The organism is Streptomyces sp. NPDC046900 (genome assembly GCF_040644975.1).
Taxonomy (GTDB): domain Bacteria; phylum Actinomycetota; class Actinomycetes; order Streptomycetales; family Streptomycetaceae; genus Streptomyces.
The window spans coordinates 1-18,978 of sequence record NZ_JBEYXD010000120.1 but is presented as its reverse complement, the minus strand read 5'-3'; the positions used below and the strand labels follow the sequence as shown (position 1 = coordinate 18,978).

Below are 18,978 nucleotides of genomic sequence, written 5' to 3'. Positions count from 1 at the left end.
TCCCAACCCGTACGGCTCTCCTCACGTTCCCGACCAGCCGAAACCGCTGTCGTACACAACGCCGCAAGCGGAGAAGTCTGGTCGACGGCGCACGGATGCATGTACGCCGCGGTGATCGGCTAGGAGCGTGTCTCAGTAACGGGCAATCCGCCTGTGGTTCGTGATCATTCGTGCGGGATGATTTCGGTATGCGTGATGGGGATGGGCTGTTCGAGGTCGAGCCGGTCGAGGCGAAGCGGCGGCAGGGCCGTCCGGCGGCGGTGGACAAGACGTTCCGGGCGTTCGACCCGCACCAGGTGCTGCTGCTGCCGCCGTCGCTGGACGACTGGCTGCCCGAGGACCACCTGGCCCGCTTCGGCGCGGACCTGGTCGACGAGGTACTCGACCTCTCCCCGATCCTGGCCGACTACACCGAGAAGCGCGGCTACCCGCCCTACGATCCCCGGCTGATGGTGCGCCTGCTGATCTACGGCTACACCACCGGTATCCGCTCCTCCCGGGCGATCGAGCGCAAATGCGCCGACGACGTGGCGTTTCGGTTCCTGGCCGCCGACCAGGCTCCGGACTTTCGCTCGATCGCTCGGTTCCGCCGCCGCCACCTGGGCGCCCTGGCCGACCTGTTCACTCAGTCGCTGCACCTCGCCGTGAAGCTCGGCATGGTCAAGATGGGCCGCGTCGCCCTGGACGGCACCAAGCTGGAGGCCAGCGCCTCCAAGCACAAGGCGATGAGCTACGGCCGCCTGATCGGGAAGGAAGAGCAGATCGAAGCCGAGATCGCCGGCCTGGAGGCCACGGCCCGGTCCCTGCTGGACGACGCCGAAGCAGTCGATACCGCCGAAGATGCCCGGTTCGGCGTGGACGGCAAAGAGGCCGACCTGCCCGCCGAGCTGGACCGGCGTGAGAAGCGCCTGGCCAGGCTGCAGGCCGCCCGCGCGCAGATCGAGGCCGAGGCCACCGACAAGGCCCGCGCTCACGCCGAGGACACCGAACGCCGCCGTCAGGAGCGCGCCGGGACCAGCGACGAGCGGGCCGTTACCGACGCGGGCGAGCAGGCAGCAGCCAAGGCCCGGCCCAAGCCCAAGGCGCAGGCCAACTTCACCGACCCCGACTCGCGGATCATGAAGAACGGCGACGGCGCCTACATTCAGGCCTACAACGCCCAGGCCGTCGTCGATGAAAAGCACCAGGTCATCACGGCCGCCGACATCACCACCAACGCCTCGGACGCGCTGAACTACACCCCGATGCTCGATCAGTCCGCGCAGAACACCGGCGTCCACCCCAAGCAGGCCCTCGTCGACGCCGGCTACTGCTCCGAGACCAACCTGGAAGCCGCTCAAGAGCGCCAACTCGCCTGCGGCACCGACACGTTCATGGCCACCGGCCGACTCGGCCACGACGAACAGGTCCCGCTCGCACCCCGCGGACGCATCCCCGCCAGCGCCACCCTCAAGGAGCGCATGGCCCGCAAGCTGCGGACCAAGCCCGGCAAGACCGCCTACAGCCGCCGCAAACCTTGGGCTTCATACTGCGCCTCCTTGGGCTGATTCGGTTGGTGTTTCTTCGGGGGCGGGTGGTCGTGGGTGGTGCGGCCGTCCGATGCGGGGCCGGGCGAGGCCGGGTGGCGGCGGATAGTAGAGGTATTCGCCCTTGTCGTTGGCCAGGCGGCCGGCCAGCAGGCCGCGGTCACGCCAGTGCTTGACCGTTTTCAGGCCGATGCCCAGCTGGCGGGCGATCTCGTTCAGGCTGAGCATGCCCTGGTCGGCGAGACGCTGGGGGTGGCTGCGCAGGCGGTAGGCCCGCCGGATGTGCTTGACGATGCCGGGGCTGAGTGCCTGGCCGAGGCCGCTGAGGTGGCCGCGTTCGGTGAGGATCGCGGCGATCTGGCGGTCGGTGTGGTCCTCGAGGAGTTCGTCGATGGCGGCGACGACCTCGGGCGGGGTCTGCTGGATCTGCCAGGAGGCCAGCGGGACCGGCCGCACCAGCGTGTGTTCCTGGCCGCCGGTGAGGCGGACGTGGGCGGTGATCTGCTCGGCGCGGATTAGGGTGACGTCGGTGACCAGTAGACGCACCAGGCGTTTGCGCTCGCGGTCCGGGGTGTCCGCATTGGCCCACAGGGCGGGGAAGTCCCTGGCCAGGGAGGTGATCCTGGCCCGCTGGGTGTCGTCGAGGACTCCCGTGCCGGCGGTTTTCGCCTTCTTGTAGGTCTCGGTGGCTTCGGCGAGATCGCGCAGGGTCTGGTTCCAGTCGGCTTCCAGGCTGGTGGCGACCAGGCGGTTGTCGGGGTCGACGGCGAGGTAGCGGCGACGGGCCAAGTCAGCCTGGTACTGGGCGCGTTCGACGGCGACGGCCCGCAGCCGGTCGGCTTCGTCCGCTCGGGCGGCGAGTTCGTCGGCGACGGCGAGCGCGGCTTGAACGGCGAGCGGGGTCAGAGCGGTGACCAGCAGCTCGCCGACGGCGGCATCGACGACCGCGCCGTGGACGCGCTGGCAGATCGGGTTGCCGTACTCGATGCCCTGGGCCTGGCAGACGTACTCCGGCTCGAGGCGGTCCTTGCGCTGGTGGTAGCGCACGGTCATGCGCCGGCCACAGATCCCGCAGACGACGATGCCTTGCAGCAGGGCCGGGCCCTCGCGCGCGGGCCCGTGGCGGCGGTCCTTGGCGTGGGCGGTGGCGTTCGCGGCGGGTTTGGCCTGGTTGGCCTCGTACTTGTCGAAGGTGATGTATCCGGGGTGGTGGTCGGGGAAGAAGGCGACCCATTGATCGCGCGGCACCAGCTTTGGCCCGCTCCTGCCGGTGCCGGGGGTGGGTTTGTGCTGGTAGCGGCCGTAGAAGAACGCACCGGCATAGCGCGGGTTGTGCAGGATCTTCAGGATCCGCGAGTGGGCGGCCGCCGCCCACACGATGGTGCCCTTGTCCGGGCCGTGGGCGATCCAGCGGGGCAGTCGCAGGCCCTCGGCGTTGAGCGCCTTGACCACGCCGGTGGCCGAGCCGGTGGCGTCGAACAGCTCGAACACCGCCCGGATCGCCTGCTGGATAGCCGCGTCCGGGTCGAGGACGACCTTTCCGGCCGGGTCGTAGACCAGGCCGATCGGCAGCGGGCTGACCAGTTCCCCGCGCCGGGCCTTGGACAGCTGACCGCCCCGCAACCTGGCCTTGAGCATGTGCAACTCGGCCTCGGAGAGGCTCCCTTTGAGCCCGAGCAGCAAGCGATCATTAAAATCGCAGGGGTCGTAGAGGCCGTCCTCGTCCAGGATCAGCGTCCCGGACATCGCGCAGATCTCCAGCAACCTATGCCAGTCGCTGTTGTTGCGGGCCAGCCTGGAGACCTCCAGGCCCAGGACGATCCCGGCGTGTCCCATGCCGACCTCGGTGACCAGCCGCTGGAAGCCCTCCCGGTCTGCCGCGCTGGCGCCGGACTGGCCCTGGTCGGTGTCGATGACGTGGATCCGGTCAGCGGGCCAGCCCAGGGCGACGGCGCGTTCCTTGAGTCCGTACTGACGCACGGTCGACTTTGTTGAGGACCTGCTTGAGCGAGCTTTGGCGGATATAGAGGTAGGCGTCCCGGGCGAGGTGGGCCGCTGTCACCTTCATCGCCGGACTGAACAATAGATCCATCAACTTGCCCCTTTCCTCGTGGAGTTGTTCCTGGTCATGGGCTGTTGGCGTGGGCCAGCACCATGCGCGACCACACCCGGACGATCTCCGCGTCCAGCACGGAGGGCGTCTCGCGCGCCGGGGACGGGGCAGGAGGCCGGGGCTGCCGGGCGGCGGCGAGTGAGGCGGCGACGTGCAGGAAGGCGACCATGCCCCGGGCCACCAGTACTCCCAGTCCGTGCCGGCGGCCGCCACGTGAGGATGCTTCGCGCAGACGCTCGTACTCGGCGACGGCGGTCGCGGCGTCAGGGCCGGACGGCGCGGCGGGCTATGGGCACGTCGTCGCCGGCGTCCTCTGGTTCCCGGCGGCGCACGAGTGCGCGTTCGATGGAGCGCGGGTGGACGGCGAGGCAGAGTTCGTCCCGCAACCTGACGGCCAACTGCCGTGAGCTGAGTGCTGGTTCGGCCGCAAGCCAGTCGCAGACGAGGTCCATGGCCTGGGCAGTCAGCTTGGTCGGGCCCTTCGGGCCGGGCTTGCCGGGGATCAGGGCGCTGGGCCCGCCGGCGTCCAGGGCGGCGGCGATCTCATAGAACGCCTGGCGGCAGTAGCCGAACGCGCGGGTGGCCTGCGCCACGGGCACCTTGTCCACGCGCACCCGACGCACCATCTCGTACTTGACCTGCACCAGGTCCCGCGCGTCGCAGAACGGCGAGGCGAGGAACGCCTCGTCGACGACCTTCTCCGGGTGCGGGTTGAGCGAGCGGGCCGCCGCGAGGGCGGCCACCTTCGGATCCGTCGCCGTTGCTGCCACCGTGTCCCCTCCCTGATCCGAACCGGTGTCATCAGGTTCGCGCCGACAGCGATCACAGCCAAGACTTGGAAGGGGGCGCGCGGTGGTGAAACACCAGGTCATGGAGCACACCGCGGGCTTCGCCCGCGCGCCGACGATCAGCGGGGATGCGGGATGCGGTGTCGATCAGACGACGCTCACGGCGCCATCCCCGCGACACCGCGCGATCGAAGCGTGTCGATCAGGTCGGCGACGGCCACCAGGTCCTCCACGCGGAACGGGCAGCGGCCCGCGGCGACCACCACGAACGGGTCCACGGGGTCGATGTCCGTCCACGCCGCAGGCAGGGAGGCCACCTCCCCGTTCTCGTCCAGGAAGCTGACCCGGTCCTCGTCCCAGGCCAGACGCCGGTCTACGAACGCGAACTCACGCCCGCACCAGGGATGGAACGAGTGCGTGACCCGGACAACCCCAGACAGACCATGCTGATCGGGTGCAGTCGATGACGTGCGGCAAGGCCATCGTCGAACCCGTCTTCGGACAGATCATGACCTGCCACAACGGCCGCCAGCTCCTCCTGCGCGGCGAGGACGGCGCCCGCGGCGAGTGGCGCCTGCTGACCGCCTGCCACAACCTCCGCAAGATCTTCCGGCACGCAGGGACGGCAGGGATAGCCGCCCTGGCCTGCTGACCAGCCGGATCCCCGCCCACGTGACGACCCCGGTCGGCCGGACACCCGCCCGGCCCGCCAGAACCCCGCAAGCCCGCACGGGGCCGCCGCAACCGCCCCCCGGGTCGCAGCAACAGAGCCGCTTGCTCGTTACTAACCCACGCTCCTAGCGTCGATGGTGCCAACCAGATCGCCACTGTCCGAAGATGAGAGCCCGATGAACGCAGCGTACGAAACGGCCGCGGCGGCTGCCCATCCCTCTGCGGACCCAGGTGGCAGGAAGCCCAGGTTTGTCGTCGGATGGAAGTGCGCGAGGGCCGCCGAGTGGGCGCTGGCCCGACGCAAGGCGGAGATGCCGACCCTCCCGGCTTTGGAGGTGTAATTACGTGCGACCGATTCAGTCAAGCAGAAGCTTCGCCGTTCTCCTCCTCAGCGTTGTACTGATTTCAGGCCTGGAACTGGCTTTGGCTGCGGCTGACGTGCAAGTCATGGGGATACCGGAATATTCTGTGCTGATTTCCGTTGTGGCCAGTGCTCTGTTGCCGCTGCGACGTACCATGATCGTAGGCCTTTTCAACCTGGTTGCCGCCATTGTGGTCTATGGAATATTTCTCCAAAGAATCGGAAAAGTCAATCAAATAACGGTCATCGCGGCGTTGGCAGTCGCGGTGGGCATAAGCTGGGCCGTCTGCCGTGTCCGTATAGCGAGAGAAGGACGATTTAGACGCCTCGTGATCGCTCGTGAGCGGCTGGCGTTGCTCAGCGAGGCCAGCAGCCGTGTCGGCAGCACGCTCAACGTGGCTCGAACCGCTGAGGAGCTGACCGAAGTAGCGGTGCACCGCTTCGCGGACCACGCCACCGTGGATCTGTGCGATCGTGTCCTCGACGGTGAGGAGCCTGGGCTTGGCCCTCACATGGGTGAGATCACCTTGCGCCGCATCGCCCGGTAATCAGGCCCGGCCGTCCTCCCCGGCACTGTTCGGCCGGCCGAGACCGTCACCTACCGCCCGGGATCGGTACCAGCCCTGAGCCTGAGGGCAGGGCCAACCTATGAGGGTGGAGATCGCCGATACCGCGGATGCCGACTGCTGGCCTGCCGGTCCAAGCGACGCGGGTATGAACGCACCGCACTCTGCGCTGGCAGTTCCCCTCCGCGCCCGCGGAGTAACCCTTGGTGCAGCACTTTTCACACGCTCCCGGAGCCGGGACCCCTTCGATGCCGACGACCTGCTACTGGCCCAGGAGATCGGGGCGAGGGCCGCGGTGTGCGTGGACAACGCCCGCCGCTATACCCACGAGCACAACACCTACCTGGCGCTTCAGCGAAGCCTCCTGCCCCCGATGACCCCGAAGCAGTCGGCAGTGGAAGCAGCCACCCGCTACCTGCCCGCGGACTCCCGGGCCGGAGTCGGAGGCGACTGGTACGACGTGATCCCGCTTTCGGGGGCCCGAGTCGCCCTGGTCGTAGGCGACGTGGTCGGGCACGGCATACATGCCTCGGCAACCATGGGGCGGCTGCGATCCGCCGTACGCACGCTCGCCGACATCGACTTGCCGCCCGACGAACTGCTCACCCACCTCGACGACCTCGCCATCCAACGCCGCATGATCAGGGACCACGCACAGGAGGCTGGTCGCGACACTGGAGCGGATTACGGTGAGGTCGGTGCCGCCTGCCTGTACATGATCTACGATCCGGTTTCGCGCCGCTGCACCGCCGCGCGCTGGTCATCTACCACCCGCCGTGGTGCGTCCGGGACCAGACGTCGACTTCCTCGACATCCCCGCCGGCCCTCCGCTGGGCGTGGGAGGACTTCCCTTCGAGGCGGCTGAACTGCAACTTCCCAAGGACAGCCTGCTCGTCCTGTACACCGACGGCCTCATCGAATCCCCCGGGCATACCTTGGATGAAGGGCTCGAGCGTCTACGGAAGGCCTTGTCCGGCCCGACACCTTCTCTGGAGGACATGTGCGACCACGTCCTGAACATGATGGCCGACGATCGCTCCGAGGACGATGCTGCCCTCGTCATCGCCCGCATCCAAGAACTCGACAGCATGCATGTCGCCACGTGGGACGTGTCAGAGGATCTCTCCGAAGTCGCTCACGTCCGCGACCTCGCCACCTCCCAACTTGCTGACTGGGACCTGGAAGAGTCCGCGTTCACCACGGAACTCATCGTCAGCGAGCTGGTCACCAACGCCATCCGCTACGGCAAGGGCCCCGTGCGGCTGCGCCTGATCCGGCAAGACACCTTGACCTGCGAGGTGTCCGACGGCAGCAACACCGCCCCCCACCTGCGCCGGGCCCGCATGTTCGACGAGGGGGGACGTGGACTGCTCATCGTGGCGCAGCTCGCCGAGCGCTGGGGTACACGGCAACGGCTTGACGGAAAGACCATCTGGGCCGAACTGAGACTGCAAGAACCTCCCGCGAAATGATCAAGCGAGTGGTTGGAATACCCCCGAAGCCGGGATGGCCCGGGTCTTCTCCGAGAAGATCTCCACCCGTGCCACCAAGACTGTCTTTCGTCAAACCAGGCGTGGGGCCTGGCTTGGTGGACGGTGCCGTCGCGGAGCACGTCGGACAGCACGGGCGACAGCGACTTCCCATGTTGTCCGCCGATGCCGAATGGGGACCATGTCAGGGGGAGAGGGGCCGGGTTCCCTGCAGGCGCATGAGGCGACGCCGGGTGGCTCGGTACGGGGGAGGGGTTGCGCATGTCCGCGCCAGGGAACGGGTCGGCCGAGCCGGGCGTGGCTCATCGTCTGAGGCGGTATCGGACACGTTTCGAGTCAGCGGTGACGCGGTTCTTTCTCCTCGGAATCTTCGTCGTCGGGCTGACTGCCCAGTTCGTCACACCGCTCGGAGACGCCCTGCAGGACAAGACGTTCGTCGGCGGCGCGCTGCTCAGCCTTGTGGCGTATGTGCTGTACGACGCGGTGAAGGACCTGGCCGCGTCGCTTCGGCCGCCTGTGCGGTCACAGGTGGGGTCGCGTGAGTTGGGCCGATTCGTGGGCGAGGCCTTCCGCGCCCGGACGGTGGAGATCACCTTTCTCGGCTATACCGGGGAGACGATCTTCGGCGCGCTTAACGGCCGCTTGGAGGAGCTTCTCGATGATCCCGGACGGACCAGGCGTGTCTGCATCAAAGTGCTTGTGCCGGATTTCGGGCAGCCCATGACTGTCCCGTCCAGAGTGGGGCCGAACGGGGAGCCGCTAGACGACTCCGAATTCCGGCGACGCCAGGAACGCAGGTGCCAGGCGTACGACCAGTCGCTATCCGGGCTCGCGGAGCGGCTCAACAGGTTGGGACGGGTGACGGTGGAGAGCGAGTTCCGCCTCTATCCCGGGATACCGAGGGACAAGATCTGTATTTTCAACCGGGAGTTGATGCTGCACGGTCTTTACGATGTGGTCGCGCGCACGATCGATCATGAGTACTACCCCCCAGGGGCTTCCGCATCGATCTGAATGTCTGGTCGGCGAGGGACACCGACGACACCAGGGCCGCTGTCGCCACGTGGAACAAGCACCTGGACGGTTTGTGGAGCCTGGCGACGGTGTCACCCTGGCGGCAAGTCATGGCGACGTGAGCAGCGGCTTTTCGCTGGGCGGTGCCCGTCGTGCTGGCTCGTGCGGCGAGCCCGCGGCGAGGATGACGACGGGTTTTTTACAGCGGCACTGTCAACAACGGCGTGATCTTCGGCTGAGCATCCGGCCGCGTCCCCGCCGACCCGAACCTCCAGCACCTCCGGCCACCGGGGGTGCTGGAGGTGCTGGCATGCCGCCAGACGCCGGGCCGGGCGCCGGGGTTACTGCTCGGCGCAGACTGTGTCGCCTGGTGAGGTGCGCACCCGGGCCAGGAGTGCGCGGAGCGCGGTCATCTCCTCCAGGGACAGGTCCCATCTTCAGTTGTTCGATGATCGAGCCGGGCCGGCTGTGGGTGACGATGAGCGGCAGGGCGTTCAGCCTCGTGCACCTTCCGCCGGTCGTAGTCCGACGCCCAGTACCGCGCGAGCTCCTTCATGGTCGCGAGCTGCACGCCCTGCGACTGATCCGCGACGGTCTCGTGCTCGGGCCAGCGCGTGGCCATGATGCGTCGGCGGAGATCGACGAGATCCCGGTGCGGTGCGTGGAAACGGAAGCGGCGGATGTCCCCGCGTGCTGTCGCATCGAGGCGGGATCCCGCTGCGGTTGCCGCTGCGGCCTGCTGGGCCGGGAACAGGCCGAAGGATCCCGCGACCACGGCGGCCGTCGCGACGGCCGAGTGGAGAGAAAAGCCCGTCGAGAGTGCGGAGGCAGTATTTCGGACATGGGGAATCTCCAAAGGTCGTTCGAAATGCGCCGTACAAGCGTCGCTGCGTGGATGTCGAAGGCGCCGGATCGGCATTTCGGTGGGCCCGCGACCCTGGCGCGGCTGTACGACTGCCGGTCCGATTCGGTCGTGCCATCCACGGTAAAGCCTAAATTTAAATTTGCAAGCCAGATCGTCGCGCCTGGGCCTGGACGTGGGCGACACACCACTCGGGGACAGCGTGCTGGCGCCCCCAAGGGTCCGGCTACGGCTCCGACCGGGTCGGCCGGAACGTCGACCTCGGCTGCAACTTCGCCCGCAAACGCCGGCCGGCCTTCGCCGCCAAGCCGCAGCTCGCCGCCAGGTTGGTCCTCCGGGCCCTGGAGGCGTCCGCCGCAATCGCCGCACGGGTGAACTCGCCTTCTGCTTGCCTCTCCTCACCCCATCCAGTTCCGCTGTCCGGCCTGGTACGGGTGACTGATGTTTTCTCGGTGGTGATCATTTTCAGTGTTCGTTGAGGACGAGGGCGGCGCGGGCGACGTCGCCGATTCGGCTGGGGCTGAGGGTGACGTGCCGAAGGGTGCGCCAGCGCTGCTTGAGATGGCACCGCCCCCAGACCCCCGCAGGCCAGGCCGTCTCGGCGACACCCTCGCCGGCTGCTTCGCCGAGGCGGGGGTGTATCCGGTCTCGGGCCAGGGTCTCGGCCGTGCCGTAGCGGACGGTGACGGTGGTGGCCTGGTTGGGGGTGTGCCAGCACCCGGGCTTGGTGAAGGTGAGGACACCCACCGTGCTTGCGGGGCTACCTACCGTGCGGGCCGCAGTGGCGCGGGCCGGCGTCGTGCAGGCACAGTCTCGCTGTATCGACGTCGGCGAGCCGAACAACCCCGGATACCCGAAAGCCCGAAGGCCCAGGCGCCGCTGACCTGTTCATGCTGGCGGAGCCGTGGCGGCGGCGCGGGTAGGGCGCACCGCATCTTGCACGGCCGGGGTGACCCCGTGGCCGCACCCCCTTCCGCACCGGCCATCGCGCCGGGCGGGCCCATTCCCCCGAAAGGGGCGAATCATCAGACTTGCGAATTTAAATCCAGGTAGGCATGCTTCTTAGGAGACCCGGGGCGGCGACCACGCGATCGCCTTCTTGAATCGGGTCAGGCCGCAGGCCGCCCACTCCCCCACTAGCAGAAGCACACGCTCGCTGGTGCCCTGAACCGGTCACTCGTCCCACTGGAGACCGCCCATGAACCAGCTCCCCACCCCGCTGCCGCTTGCCCCCGACACGTATCTGGCTGTGTTGCGTGAGGAGGTGACGGTATTCGAGCGGTTGCTGCGCACCGCCGATCCGGGCATCCCGGTGGCCACCTGCGGCAGCTGGAGCCTGCACGACCTGGCCACCCACATGGGGCACGGGTACCGCTCCGTGGCGGCCGTGGTACGGACCGGTGAGCTGCGCCGTGAGCAGTTCGCCCCGGCCGCCGGGGATCAGCTCGCCGAGTGGTACGCCGAGCGGGCGGCCTCACTGCTGGCCACCCTGGAGGGGGCCGACCCCGCCCCACCCTGCTGGGCGTTCGGCTTCCAGGATGCGGTAACGGCCCTCTGGTTCCGACCCGAGACCCAGGACACGGCGGTCCACCTGGTCGACGCCCAGCTGGCCGCGGGGGCCGGGGTACACGTCGATCCGCTCATCGCAGCCGACGGCGTGGACGAGGTCTTCGCCACGTTGCTGGCCCCTGGTCCGGCGCAGCAACGAAGCGAAGCCACTGCCGGCGCAGGTGGCGCTGCGCCCCACCGACACCGGGCACGGCTGGTTGATCCGCCCGGCCGACGTCCCCCAGGCCCAGCCGGTGGACTCGGAACCCGCGACGGCCACGGTGGAAGCCACCGCGGCCGAGCTGCTGCTTGCCCTGTGGAAGCGGCAGCCCGTGAACCCGGAATGGATCAGCGGTGACATCGCCGCGGCCAACACCCTGCTGACGACCCCACTAACGCCCTGACCGGCTCACCTCAGTCCATGGTCAGCAACGCCCGGTCTCCTTGCCCCCGTCAGGCGACCCGACAACGACCAGAGCCCTAGGCCGCGGCCACCGCACCGATCATCCATGCCGTCACGCCGCGACGCCGGCCCAATCCGGTTCCGCCCAATCCGCCACCAGGTCCTGACTGCCCGGCGTACGACGACATCAGCAGCAACTCCCCGCGAAACCACCACCTTTACATCGAAGTCACGCAACCCCAGGAGGTTCACCGTGCCCGAAAAGCTTTCGACCCACTCACGACGGACATTCCTCTCCGCCTCGGCCGCCGCGATGGCCGCAGTGACCGCCGGATCCCTCGGATTGCTTTCCACCCAGCCGGCCGCAGCAGCCGCAGGAGGACCGCTTCTCGGCTCGCGAGCGAGAGGCTTCGGCTCCGTCTCGCAGGCACCGCACCTCCCGCCAGGGTTCACCAAGATGTTCACCAGCCGGTACATCGACACAGGCGACGTGCGACTGCACGCGGTCATCGGAGGCGAGGGGCCGCCGCTGCTGCTGGTGCACGGCTGGCCCCAGACCTGGTACGCCTGGCGCCTGCTGATGCCGGAACTGGCCCGCCACTTCACGGTCATCGCGGTCGACCAGCGCGGTATCGGGCTGTCCGACAAGCCCAAGGACGGCTACGACACCATCACCCTCGCAGGCGACCTGGTCGCCCTGATGGACGCGCTCGGCCACCAGCGGTTCGCCCTGGTCGGCCACGACACCGGAATGCCGATTGCCTACGCCCTGGCCGCGGACCACCCCGAGCGGGTCGACCGTCTGGTCGTCGCCGAGGCTTCCCTCCCGGGTGTGAGCGACTCACCGCCCCTGGTCAGCCCCGCGCAGCTCAACGACAGGCTGTGGCACATCGCCTTCAACCGGCTCGCCGAAGTCAACGAACAGCTTGTCAGGGGGCGGGAAGACATCTATTTCGGCTACGAGTTCGACATCAGCGCTGCGAAGAAACTGCCCGACTATGCCGTCAGGCACTACATCCACACCCTTGCCTGCCACCACAACGCCCTGCGCGGCAGCTTCGGGTTCTACCGCGCGCTCGACACCACCATCGCGCAGAACCAGCAACGCAAGACTCCGCAGCTGACCATGCCTGTCCTGGCGGTCGGCGGAGCGGCAAGCGCCGGTGAGATGATCGGGAAGACGATGAATCTTGTCGCAGACGATGTGCAGGGCCTGGTCATTCCCGACTGCGGCCACTGGCTCGCCGAGGAGGCACCCGAGGAGATGCTGGCAGCGCTGACCGCGTTCCTGGCCCCGTACCGAGACCGAGAGCGACGTACACGACACCACGCTGCCACATCGCACCGGTAGCCGACCCGTCTGAACCGTCCTGGGGCGGCAGTGGACAAGACGTTCCGGGCGTTCGACCCGCATCAAACGGACAGCTCAGCCCTGTCGCCTACGGCAGCTCCGCAGACTTCGCTGCTCGACCACCCGCATCACGAGCATCGTCCAGGCCGTACTCACTCTGCATCACGCCAACTCAACCGCAGGTTGAAAAAGCCTCAGTGCCCAACCGGGTCGTCCTTTTCGATCACGCGATGCCGAGGCGGGCAGCGAGACGCCGACACACCCTGCTGTGCCCCGCCGGATGTGGCTCGGAACCCTGCCGGACGACGGCGAGCCGGTACCGACGACGCTTCAGACGGCCGGGGCCGGAGGTGCTGACGGGTGCTGCTTGAGCTGGTCGGTCACCGCGGTCAGCAGTTCGTCGCAGAGGCCGGGGTCGGCCATGGCCCGGGAGATGAGCGTGGCGCCGACCAGGGCGCTGAGGGTGAGCATCGCCTCGGCCCGGGCGCCCTCGGTCTGGTGGCCATGGCCGGCGATCAGGTCCAGGTAGGCGTGGACCTGCCGCTCGTAGGCCTTTTTGAAGTCCTGGTTGCCTCGCCCGGCGGCAGCGCCGAGCGAGACCAGGGCACAGCCCGTGGCCGGTGCGTCGCGGTGCTGTTGTGTGAGGTAGGCGTCGATGAGGCCGATCCGCGGATCCTCGTTCTTCCGCGCGGCCCTCTCCATTTTCGCCGTGCCCTCGGCCAGGGCCGCGGCCGTGGCATGGGCGATCAGGTCGTCGCGGGAGGCGAAGTGCCGGTAGAAGCCGCCATGGGTCAGCCCCGCCTCCTTCATCAGTTCGGCTACGCCAGGGCCGGTGACGCCCTCGGCGCGGACCTTGCGGGCCGCCATCCGTAGCACCCTCTCGCGGGATGCCGCCTTGTCCACCTTTGAGTGCCCCATGCCAGGCCTCCCTCCGAGGAGCGCGCACGCCGTCGACGATCTGGATTATGAAAATCATACACAGGGGCCAGCATGTGACCTCCTCGCATCCGTTTGACTTTCTGGATGACCTCGATAATCCTCAATCTAGATGTCCTTCATCATCCAGATTTCAGGGAGCTATCGTGCCCGAGACGTATGACCCCCGCCACACGGCGGTGCTGCTGGTCGACCCGTATAACGACTTCCTGTCCGAGGGCGGAAAGGTCTGGCCGCGCCTGGAGCCGATGGCGCAGGAGAACGGCCTGCTGGACAACCTGCGCTCCATGGTCGCCTCCGCCCGCGACGCGGGCATGCGCGTGGTGTTCGTCCCGCACCGGCGCTGGGAGCCGGGCGACTACGAGACCTGGGCCCACCCGAACCCCACACAACTCAGCATCATGGAACGGCACAGCTTCGCCCGGGGTACCTGGGGCGGGGAGTTCCACCCCGACTTCCAGCCGCAGCCCGGCGACATCGTCGCCGCGGAGCACTGGGGGCAGAGCGGATTCGCCAACACCGACCTGGACTTCCAGCTCAAGCAACACGGCATCACCCACGTGGCCGTCGTCGGCCTGCTGGCGAACACCTGCATCGAGTCCACCGCCCGCTTCGCCATGGAACTCGGCTACCACGTGACCCTCGTGCGCGACGCCACCGCTGCCTTTCTCTCCGAGATGATGCACGCCGCGCACGAGCTCAACGGCCCCACCTACGCCCACGCCATCACCACCACGGCGGAACTCGTCGCCGCATTCAAGGGAGCGCACGCATGACACTGACCGGAGAACTGCTGATCGGAGCGGCCCATGTGCCCGCCGGCGCGGGGACGATGAAGGCGCTCAACCCCGCCACCAGAGAAGTCATCGAGCCCGAGTTCGCCTTCGGCGGCGCCGCCGATGTCGACCGTGCGGTCACCCTCGCCGACGAGGCCTTCGATAGCTACAGCCACACCGGCCCGGCCGAGCGAGCCGCGTTCCTCGACCTGATAGCGGACAAGCTCGAGGCGGCGAAGGGCGAACTCGCCGAGCGCGCCTCGCTGGAGACAGGCCTGCCTGTCGCCCAGCTCGAGGGCGAGACGCTCCGGTCCGCCGACCACTTCCGCAAGTTCGCCACGCTGGTACGGCAGGGACGCTTCCTGCAGGCGACCATCGATCCGGCGCAGCCGGACCGGCAGCCCTCACCGCGCATGGACCACCGATTGCAGAAGGTGGCCCTCGGGCCCGTGGTGATCTTCGGGGCCAGCAACTTCCCGATCTCCTACTCGGTCGCCGGCGGCGACACGGCCTCGGCCCTGGCCGCCGGCTGCCCCGTCGTCCTCAAGGCCCACAACGCCCACCCCGGTGCCTCCGAGATCCAGGGCCGTGCCATCCAGCAGGCCGTCGCCGAGGCAGGGTTGCACGAAGGCGTCTTCTCCCTCGTCCGGGGCGTGGGCAACGAGATCGGCGAAGCCCTGGTGGACCACCCCCTGGTCCGCGCGGTCACCTTCACCGGCTCCGAGGGCGGCGGCATGGCCCTCTACCGCCGGGCGCAGCAGCGTCCCGACCCCATCCCCGTGTTCACCGAGATGACGAGCGTCAACCCGACCTTCGTCCTGCCCGCCGCCCTGGCGGCCCGCGGCGCGGAGATCGGCGGCGGCCTCGTCCAGCGCGCCATGTACAACGTCGGTCAGGCGTGCCTGAAGCCGGCCATCCTCCTGGCAGTCGACGGGCCGGGCTTCGCGGAGTTGCGCGAGGCGGCGACGTCCGAGGTCGAGAAGGTGGCCGCACGGACGATGCTCACGCCAGGCATCCACGACTCCTACACCCGTAATGCACAGCGGTTGGAGGAGCGCGGCGCCACCCGGATCGGAGCGGGTCAGGAACCGACGCGCGCATGGGACGGCCAGTCCCTGATGTACGAGGTCACCGGTGACCAGCTGCTGGCCGAACCGGACCTGCGCGAGGAGGTCTTCGGCCCCGCGATCCTGCTGGTCCGGCTGACCGGCCTGGACCAACTGCTCGAGGTCGCCCGCGCCTTCCGAGGGCAGCTCTCGGCCACCCTGCACGCCGAGACGCCCGACCACGTGGCCGCCGCACAGCTCCTGCCGATCCTGGAGCGTCGCACCGGCCGCATCGTGGTCAACGCCTTCTCGATCCCCCAAGAGGTCTCCTACGCCACCACCCACGGAGGCCCCTTCCCGGCCACCTCCGACAGCCGATTCACCTCAGTGGGCATGGGCGCGATCGAACGGTTCCTGCGCCCGGTCACCTACCAGGGCTTCCCCGACGCACTGCTGCCGGAGCCACTGCGCGAGACCAACCCCCTGGGTCTGTGGCGCCTCGTCGACGGCGAACTCACCCGACCCTGACCCTCGGCCCGGTGCCGGCCCCGCCGACGCCGGGCCCCCTCGTCCTCCCGCACAGAAGGAGCCTTCTCCATGACAACCACCGACCATGCGGCCGCGAGGAACGAACGCGAGGCCCGCGAAGAGGTACGCAGGAAGCTGCTGGGTGCGTGGGAACTCGTGTCGTACACCGCGACAAGCACCGACGGGCAGCTGATACACCCCTTCGGCCCGAGACCGTACGGGCTGATCGTGTACACCCCGCAGGGATACATGACCGCCCAGCTGGGCCGCAGCGACCGTGCCCCCCTCGCCTCCGGCCGCCTCGAGGACGCGGCGCCGGACAAACTCGCCCAGGCCGCCACCGGCTATCTCGCCTACGGCGGACCCTTCGAGGTCACCGCCCCCACCACCGTCGAACACCACGTCACCACAAGCCTCTTGCCGAACTGGATCGGCCGGTCCCAAATCCGGACGGTCACTTTTGAAGGCACCCTCCTGAAACTCAGCGTCACCACCCCCACCCGCCTGTGGGGCACGGACCGCACCGCCGAACTCACCTGGAACAGACTCGCCTGATCCCCGGAGCGAGGGATCTCACAGCCGACAAGGCACTGCCGCCACTGATCGAGAGACCCCAGGGTGCCGCCGTCGGACGACCGGAATGACCGGCCCCGGCCCCACCGCGACAACCGGCCACCGGACAACGGCCCGGACACGACCGGCGCGGCTCACCCCCGGCAAGACAGCCCAAGAAAAAAGACCAAGGGAACACCATGTACGTGCACGTCACCGGAACCGTGACCGAACCCGCCCAACTAGCGCCACACGCCGAGGAGGAGGCCCGCGTACTACGCGAACTCAAGGACGACGGCATCGTGTTGTCCGCGTACCGCCGTCACGACCGGCCCGGTGCCTTCCTCCTCGTCGAAGCCGACAGCCTTCAAGACGCCCGCGACAAGCTCAGCCGGCTCCCCTTCGCCGCCAACGGCCTCGTGACCTACGAGTACACCGAGATCAGCCCCCTGTAACCAACCCGCAACACCCATGCGCCGCGGGAGGCCGGGGCAGAGAGCGGCAGGAACAGCACCCCGCCGCCGGCCCCCTCACCGGCGTCCGGAACAGCCCGCCGCAACTCTCGAGCCGGCCGACGCCGACGGCTTCCTCACCGACACCGCATTAGACAGATTTGTCTAATACGGGAACAGTTCACGTTTGTCTACTCCTGCGAGAATCCATGAGCACCCCAATCACCGCGCGCCGAACCGCCCGCACAGACAACTCAGCGAGGCCCCCCAGGCACGCCGCCCCGCGACGACGTGGTCTGGGGCCCGCCGCCTCCGTCGCCCTGCTGGCCTCGATCGGTGTGTCGCTGCTGGCCGCCTCCAGTGCACCGACCCCGCTCTACGCGTTCTACCAGAAGCACTGGGGCTTCTCGCCGATCACCACCACCGTCGTCTTTGGCGTCTACGCGGTGGCCGTGCTGGTCTCGCTCCTGGTCTTCGGCAAGATCTCCGATCACGTGGGGCGCCGGCCGGTTCTGCTGGTGTCATTGATCGGTCAGGCCGCGGCGATGGTCGTGTTCGTCGAGGCCGGAGGGGTGGACGCACTGCTGGCCGCCCGCATCGTCCAGGGCGTGGGCACCGGCGCGGCGCTCGGTGCGCTCGGCGCTGGCATGATCGACATCAACCCGCGTGGAGGCGCCTTCTTGAACTCCTTCGCGCCCGCGATGGGAACCGCCAGCGGCGCTCTGGTTTCCGGGCTGATCGTGCAGTACCTCCCGGCCCCCACGCATCTCGTCTACGTCGTGCTCCTCGGCGTGTTCGTCCTGCAGGCGCTGGGCGTGCTCGCTCTGCGCGAGACGGTGACCCGCAAGGCGGGGGCGCTGGCCAGCCTGGTTCCCGAGATCAAGCTGCCCAAGGCAGCCCGCGCCTCGGTGGCGATCGCCGCCCCCGTGCTGTTCGCGGTGTGGGCACTGACGGGCTTCTACGGCGCGCTGGGCCCGGCCATCACCAGAACCCTGGTGCACTCCACCTCCGCCGTCTGGGGCGGGCTGCCGCTCTTCGTACTCGCCGCGTCCGCAGGCCTAGCCGTCGTGACGCTGCGGGAGACGGCGATGCGCACCCTGATGTTCCTCGGTATCGGCGCGCTGGTCGCCGGTGTGGTGATCACCGTGGTGTCCGTCGGCTCGGGCACCGGCGGCACGGCCGCTGTGACGGGGTTCTTCGTCGGCAGCGCGATCTCCGGTTTCGGCTTCGGCAGCGGTTTCCAGGGCGGCATCCGGATGGTGATCCCGCATACCGAGCCGCACGAGCGGGCCGGTGCGCTGTCCCTGCTGTACGTGGTGTGCTACCTCGGCCTGGGTGTGCCCGCGGTGATCGCCGGCGTGCTTGTCGTGCACGGCGGTGGCCTGCTGCAGACCGCACGTGAGTACGGCATCGCCATCATCGTCCTGGCCCTCGCCGCGCTGGCCGGGCTGTTGTTCAGCGGCCGCCGCGCACAGCCGATGGCCGTGATCGTGGCCCGGTCGGAAAACGCCCCCGCCGCCGAGGGCGTCCCCGTCCCATAGACGTGGGCAATAAAAAACGACAGCCGGTAGAACGGACAGAACTGTCTGAAAGGGAGATCGCCATGGCCACCGGGACTGCAGCGAAACCGTCCGCCCGTGAGCGTTTGCTCCAGGCCGCCAACGAGCTGTTCTACGGCGAGGGCGTGCAGACCGTCGGTATCGACCGCGTCATCGAACACGCCGGGGTCGCCAAGGCATCCCTCTACAACACCTTCGGGAGCAAGGAAGGCCTGGTCTGTGCCTACCTAATCTCCCGCAACCTGCGCATCAGGGACCGGATCACCCGGACCCTGACCCGCTTCCGGACCCCGTGCGAGCGTCTGCTCGGCGTCTTCGATGCGCAGGGCGAGCTGTTCACCAAATGTCTCCGAGGACGCCCCGGCGCCGCCATCCGCTACGACGACACGTTCGACGACACCGGTCACCTGACCGCTGTGCGCCAGGTCACCCAGA

At 68.4% G+C, this 18,978-nt stretch carries 18 protein-coding genes and 4 pseudogenes; 15 read left to right on the top strand and 7 right to left on the bottom strand.

Features of this window, described 5'->3' with window-relative positions; all coding sequences use genetic code 11:
- Positions 1-206: 206 nt before the first annotated feature.
- Positions 207-1,514, top strand: a pseudogene (locus ABZ904_RS46240) (IS1182 family transposase); the annotation flags it as partial.
- 9 nt (positions 1,515-1,523) lie between these two features.
- Here the strand turns inward: ABZ904_RS46240 and ABZ904_RS46235 are convergent.
- The 4 genes from ABZ904_RS46235 to ABZ904_RS46220 all read right to left on the bottom strand — a co-directional run bounded on the left by ABZ904_RS46235 (position 1,524) and on the right by ABZ904_RS46220 (position 4,792).
- Complete coding sequence (locus tag ABZ904_RS46235) at positions 1,524-3,506, bottom strand: recombinase family protein (RefSeq protein WP_361830152.1); 1,983 nt, start codon at positions 3,504-3,506, stop codon at positions 1,524-1,526.
- A gap of 146 nt (positions 3,507-3,652) precedes the next feature.
- Complete coding sequence (locus tag ABZ904_RS46230) at positions 3,653-3,820, bottom strand: hypothetical protein (RefSeq protein WP_361830150.1); 168 nt, start codon at positions 3,818-3,820, stop codon at positions 3,653-3,655.
- Between the two features lie 82 nt (positions 3,821-3,902).
- Positions 3,903-4,409, bottom strand: coding sequence for a helix-turn-helix domain containing protein (locus ABZ904_RS46225; protein WP_361830148.1), 507 nt, complete (start codon positions 4,407-4,409; stop codon positions 3,903-3,905).
- Between the two features lie 176 nt (positions 4,410-4,585).
- A complete protein-coding gene (locus ABZ904_RS46220; RefSeq protein WP_361830156.1) occupies positions 4,586-4,792 on the bottom strand; it encodes a DUF5372 family protein in 207 nt (68 codons plus the stop codon).
- A 110-nt stretch (positions 4,793-4,902) separates the two neighbouring features.
- On the opposite strand from ABZ904_RS46220, the pseudogene ABZ904_RS46215 reads away from it, so the two are divergent.
- From ABZ904_RS46215 to ABZ904_RS46195, 5 genes and pseudogenes are all read left to right on the top strand, one after another.
- Positions 4,903-5,079: pseudogene (locus tag ABZ904_RS46215) on the top strand (transposase); the annotation flags it as partial.
- Between the two features lie 365 nt (positions 5,080-5,444).
- Complete coding sequence (locus ABZ904_RS46210; protein WP_361830146.1) at positions 5,445-6,008, top strand: hypothetical protein; 564 nt, start codon at positions 5,445-5,447, stop codon at positions 6,006-6,008.
- 100 nt (positions 6,009-6,108) lie between these two features.
- Positions 6,109-7,039 (top strand): annotated as a pseudogene (locus ABZ904_RS46205) (GAF domain-containing SpoIIE family protein phosphatase); the annotation flags it as partial.
- The gene (locus ABZ904_RS46200; protein WP_361830154.1) at positions 7,025-7,498 is read left to right on the top strand and encodes an ATP-binding protein; all 474 of its coding nucleotides are present in this window, start codon (positions 7,025-7,027) and stop codon (positions 7,496-7,498) included. The pseudogene ABZ904_RS46205 and the gene ABZ904_RS46200, both read left to right, overlap by 15 nt.
- Before the next feature lie 360 nt (positions 7,499-7,858).
- Positions 7,859-8,530, top strand: a complete 672-nt coding sequence (locus tag ABZ904_RS46195) for a hypothetical protein (RefSeq protein WP_361830144.1) — start codon at positions 7,859-7,861, stop codon at positions 8,528-8,530.
- Between the two features lie 409 nt (positions 8,531-8,939).
- Here ABZ904_RS46195 and ABZ904_RS46190 read toward each other — a convergent pair whose 3' ends face one another.
- Positions 8,940-9,386, bottom strand: a complete 447-nt coding sequence (locus ABZ904_RS46190) for an epoxide hydrolase N-terminal domain-containing protein (RefSeq protein ID WP_361830142.1) — start codon at positions 9,384-9,386, stop codon at positions 8,940-8,942.
- 471 nt (positions 9,387-9,857) lie between these two features.
- Positions 9,858-10,139, bottom strand: a complete 282-nt coding sequence (locus tag ABZ904_RS46185; RefSeq protein ID WP_361830140.1) for a hypothetical protein — start codon at positions 10,137-10,139, stop codon at positions 9,858-9,860.
- Positions 10,140-10,590: 451 nt separating this feature from the next.
- Between ABZ904_RS46185 and ABZ904_RS46180 the strand changes: the two genes are divergently transcribed.
- The 3 genes and pseudogenes from ABZ904_RS46180 to ABZ904_RS46170 form a co-directional block, all read left to right on the top strand.
- Complete coding sequence (locus ABZ904_RS46180) at positions 10,591-11,298, top strand: maleylpyruvate isomerase N-terminal domain-containing protein (RefSeq protein WP_361830138.1); 708 nt, start codon at positions 10,591-10,593, stop codon at positions 11,296-11,298.
- A 502-nt stretch (positions 11,299-11,800) separates the two neighbouring features.
- On the top strand, positions 11,801-12,694 hold the full coding sequence (locus ABZ904_RS46175) for an alpha/beta hydrolase (RefSeq protein WP_361830136.1): 894 nt from the start codon (positions 11,801-11,803) through the stop codon (positions 12,692-12,694).
- 91 nt (positions 12,695-12,785) lie between these two features.
- Positions 12,786-12,881 (top strand): annotated as a pseudogene (locus ABZ904_RS46170) (IS5/IS1182 family transposase); the annotation flags it as partial.
- Between the two features lie 143 nt (positions 12,882-13,024).
- On the opposite strand, the gene ABZ904_RS46165 reads toward ABZ904_RS46170, so the two are convergent.
- Positions 13,025-13,612 (bottom strand): TetR/AcrR family transcriptional regulator, encoded by a 588-nt coding sequence (locus ABZ904_RS46165; RefSeq protein WP_361830134.1) that lies wholly within the window; start codon positions 13,610-13,612, stop codon positions 13,025-13,027.
- 164 nt (positions 13,613-13,776) lie between these two features.
- Here ABZ904_RS46165 and ABZ904_RS46160 point away from each other — a divergent pair, with 164 nt between their 5' ends.
- From ABZ904_RS46160 to ABZ904_RS46135, 6 genes are all read left to right on the top strand, one after another.
- On the top strand, positions 13,777-14,406 hold the full coding sequence (locus ABZ904_RS46160; RefSeq protein WP_361830132.1) for a cysteine hydrolase: 630 nt from the start codon (positions 13,777-13,779) through the stop codon (positions 14,404-14,406).
- A complete protein-coding gene (locus tag ABZ904_RS46155) occupies positions 14,403-15,980 on the top strand; it encodes an aldehyde dehydrogenase (NADP(+)) (protein WP_361830130.1) in 1,578 nt (525 codons plus the stop codon). Before ABZ904_RS46160 ends, ABZ904_RS46155 begins: the two co-directional genes overlap by 4 nt.
- 69 nt (positions 15,981-16,049) lie before the next feature.
- On the top strand, positions 16,050-16,535 hold the full coding sequence (locus tag ABZ904_RS46150; protein WP_361830128.1) for a lipocalin-like domain-containing protein: 486 nt from the start codon (positions 16,050-16,052) through the stop codon (positions 16,533-16,535).
- 197 nt (positions 16,536-16,732) lie between these two features.
- Positions 16,733-16,987 (top strand): hypothetical protein, encoded by a 255-nt coding sequence (locus ABZ904_RS46145; protein WP_361830126.1) that lies wholly within the window; start codon positions 16,733-16,735, stop codon positions 16,985-16,987.
- 206 nt (positions 16,988-17,193) lie between these two features.
- The gene (locus ABZ904_RS46140) at positions 17,194-18,525 is read left to right on the top strand and encodes an MFS transporter (protein WP_361830124.1); all 1,332 of its coding nucleotides are present in this window, start codon (positions 17,194-17,196) and stop codon (positions 18,523-18,525) included.
- Between the two features lie 62 nt (positions 18,526-18,587).
- Positions 18,588-18,978: TetR/AcrR family transcriptional regulator (locus ABZ904_RS46135; RefSeq protein WP_361830122.1), on the top strand; the 391-nt coding region annotated here is incomplete at its 3' end.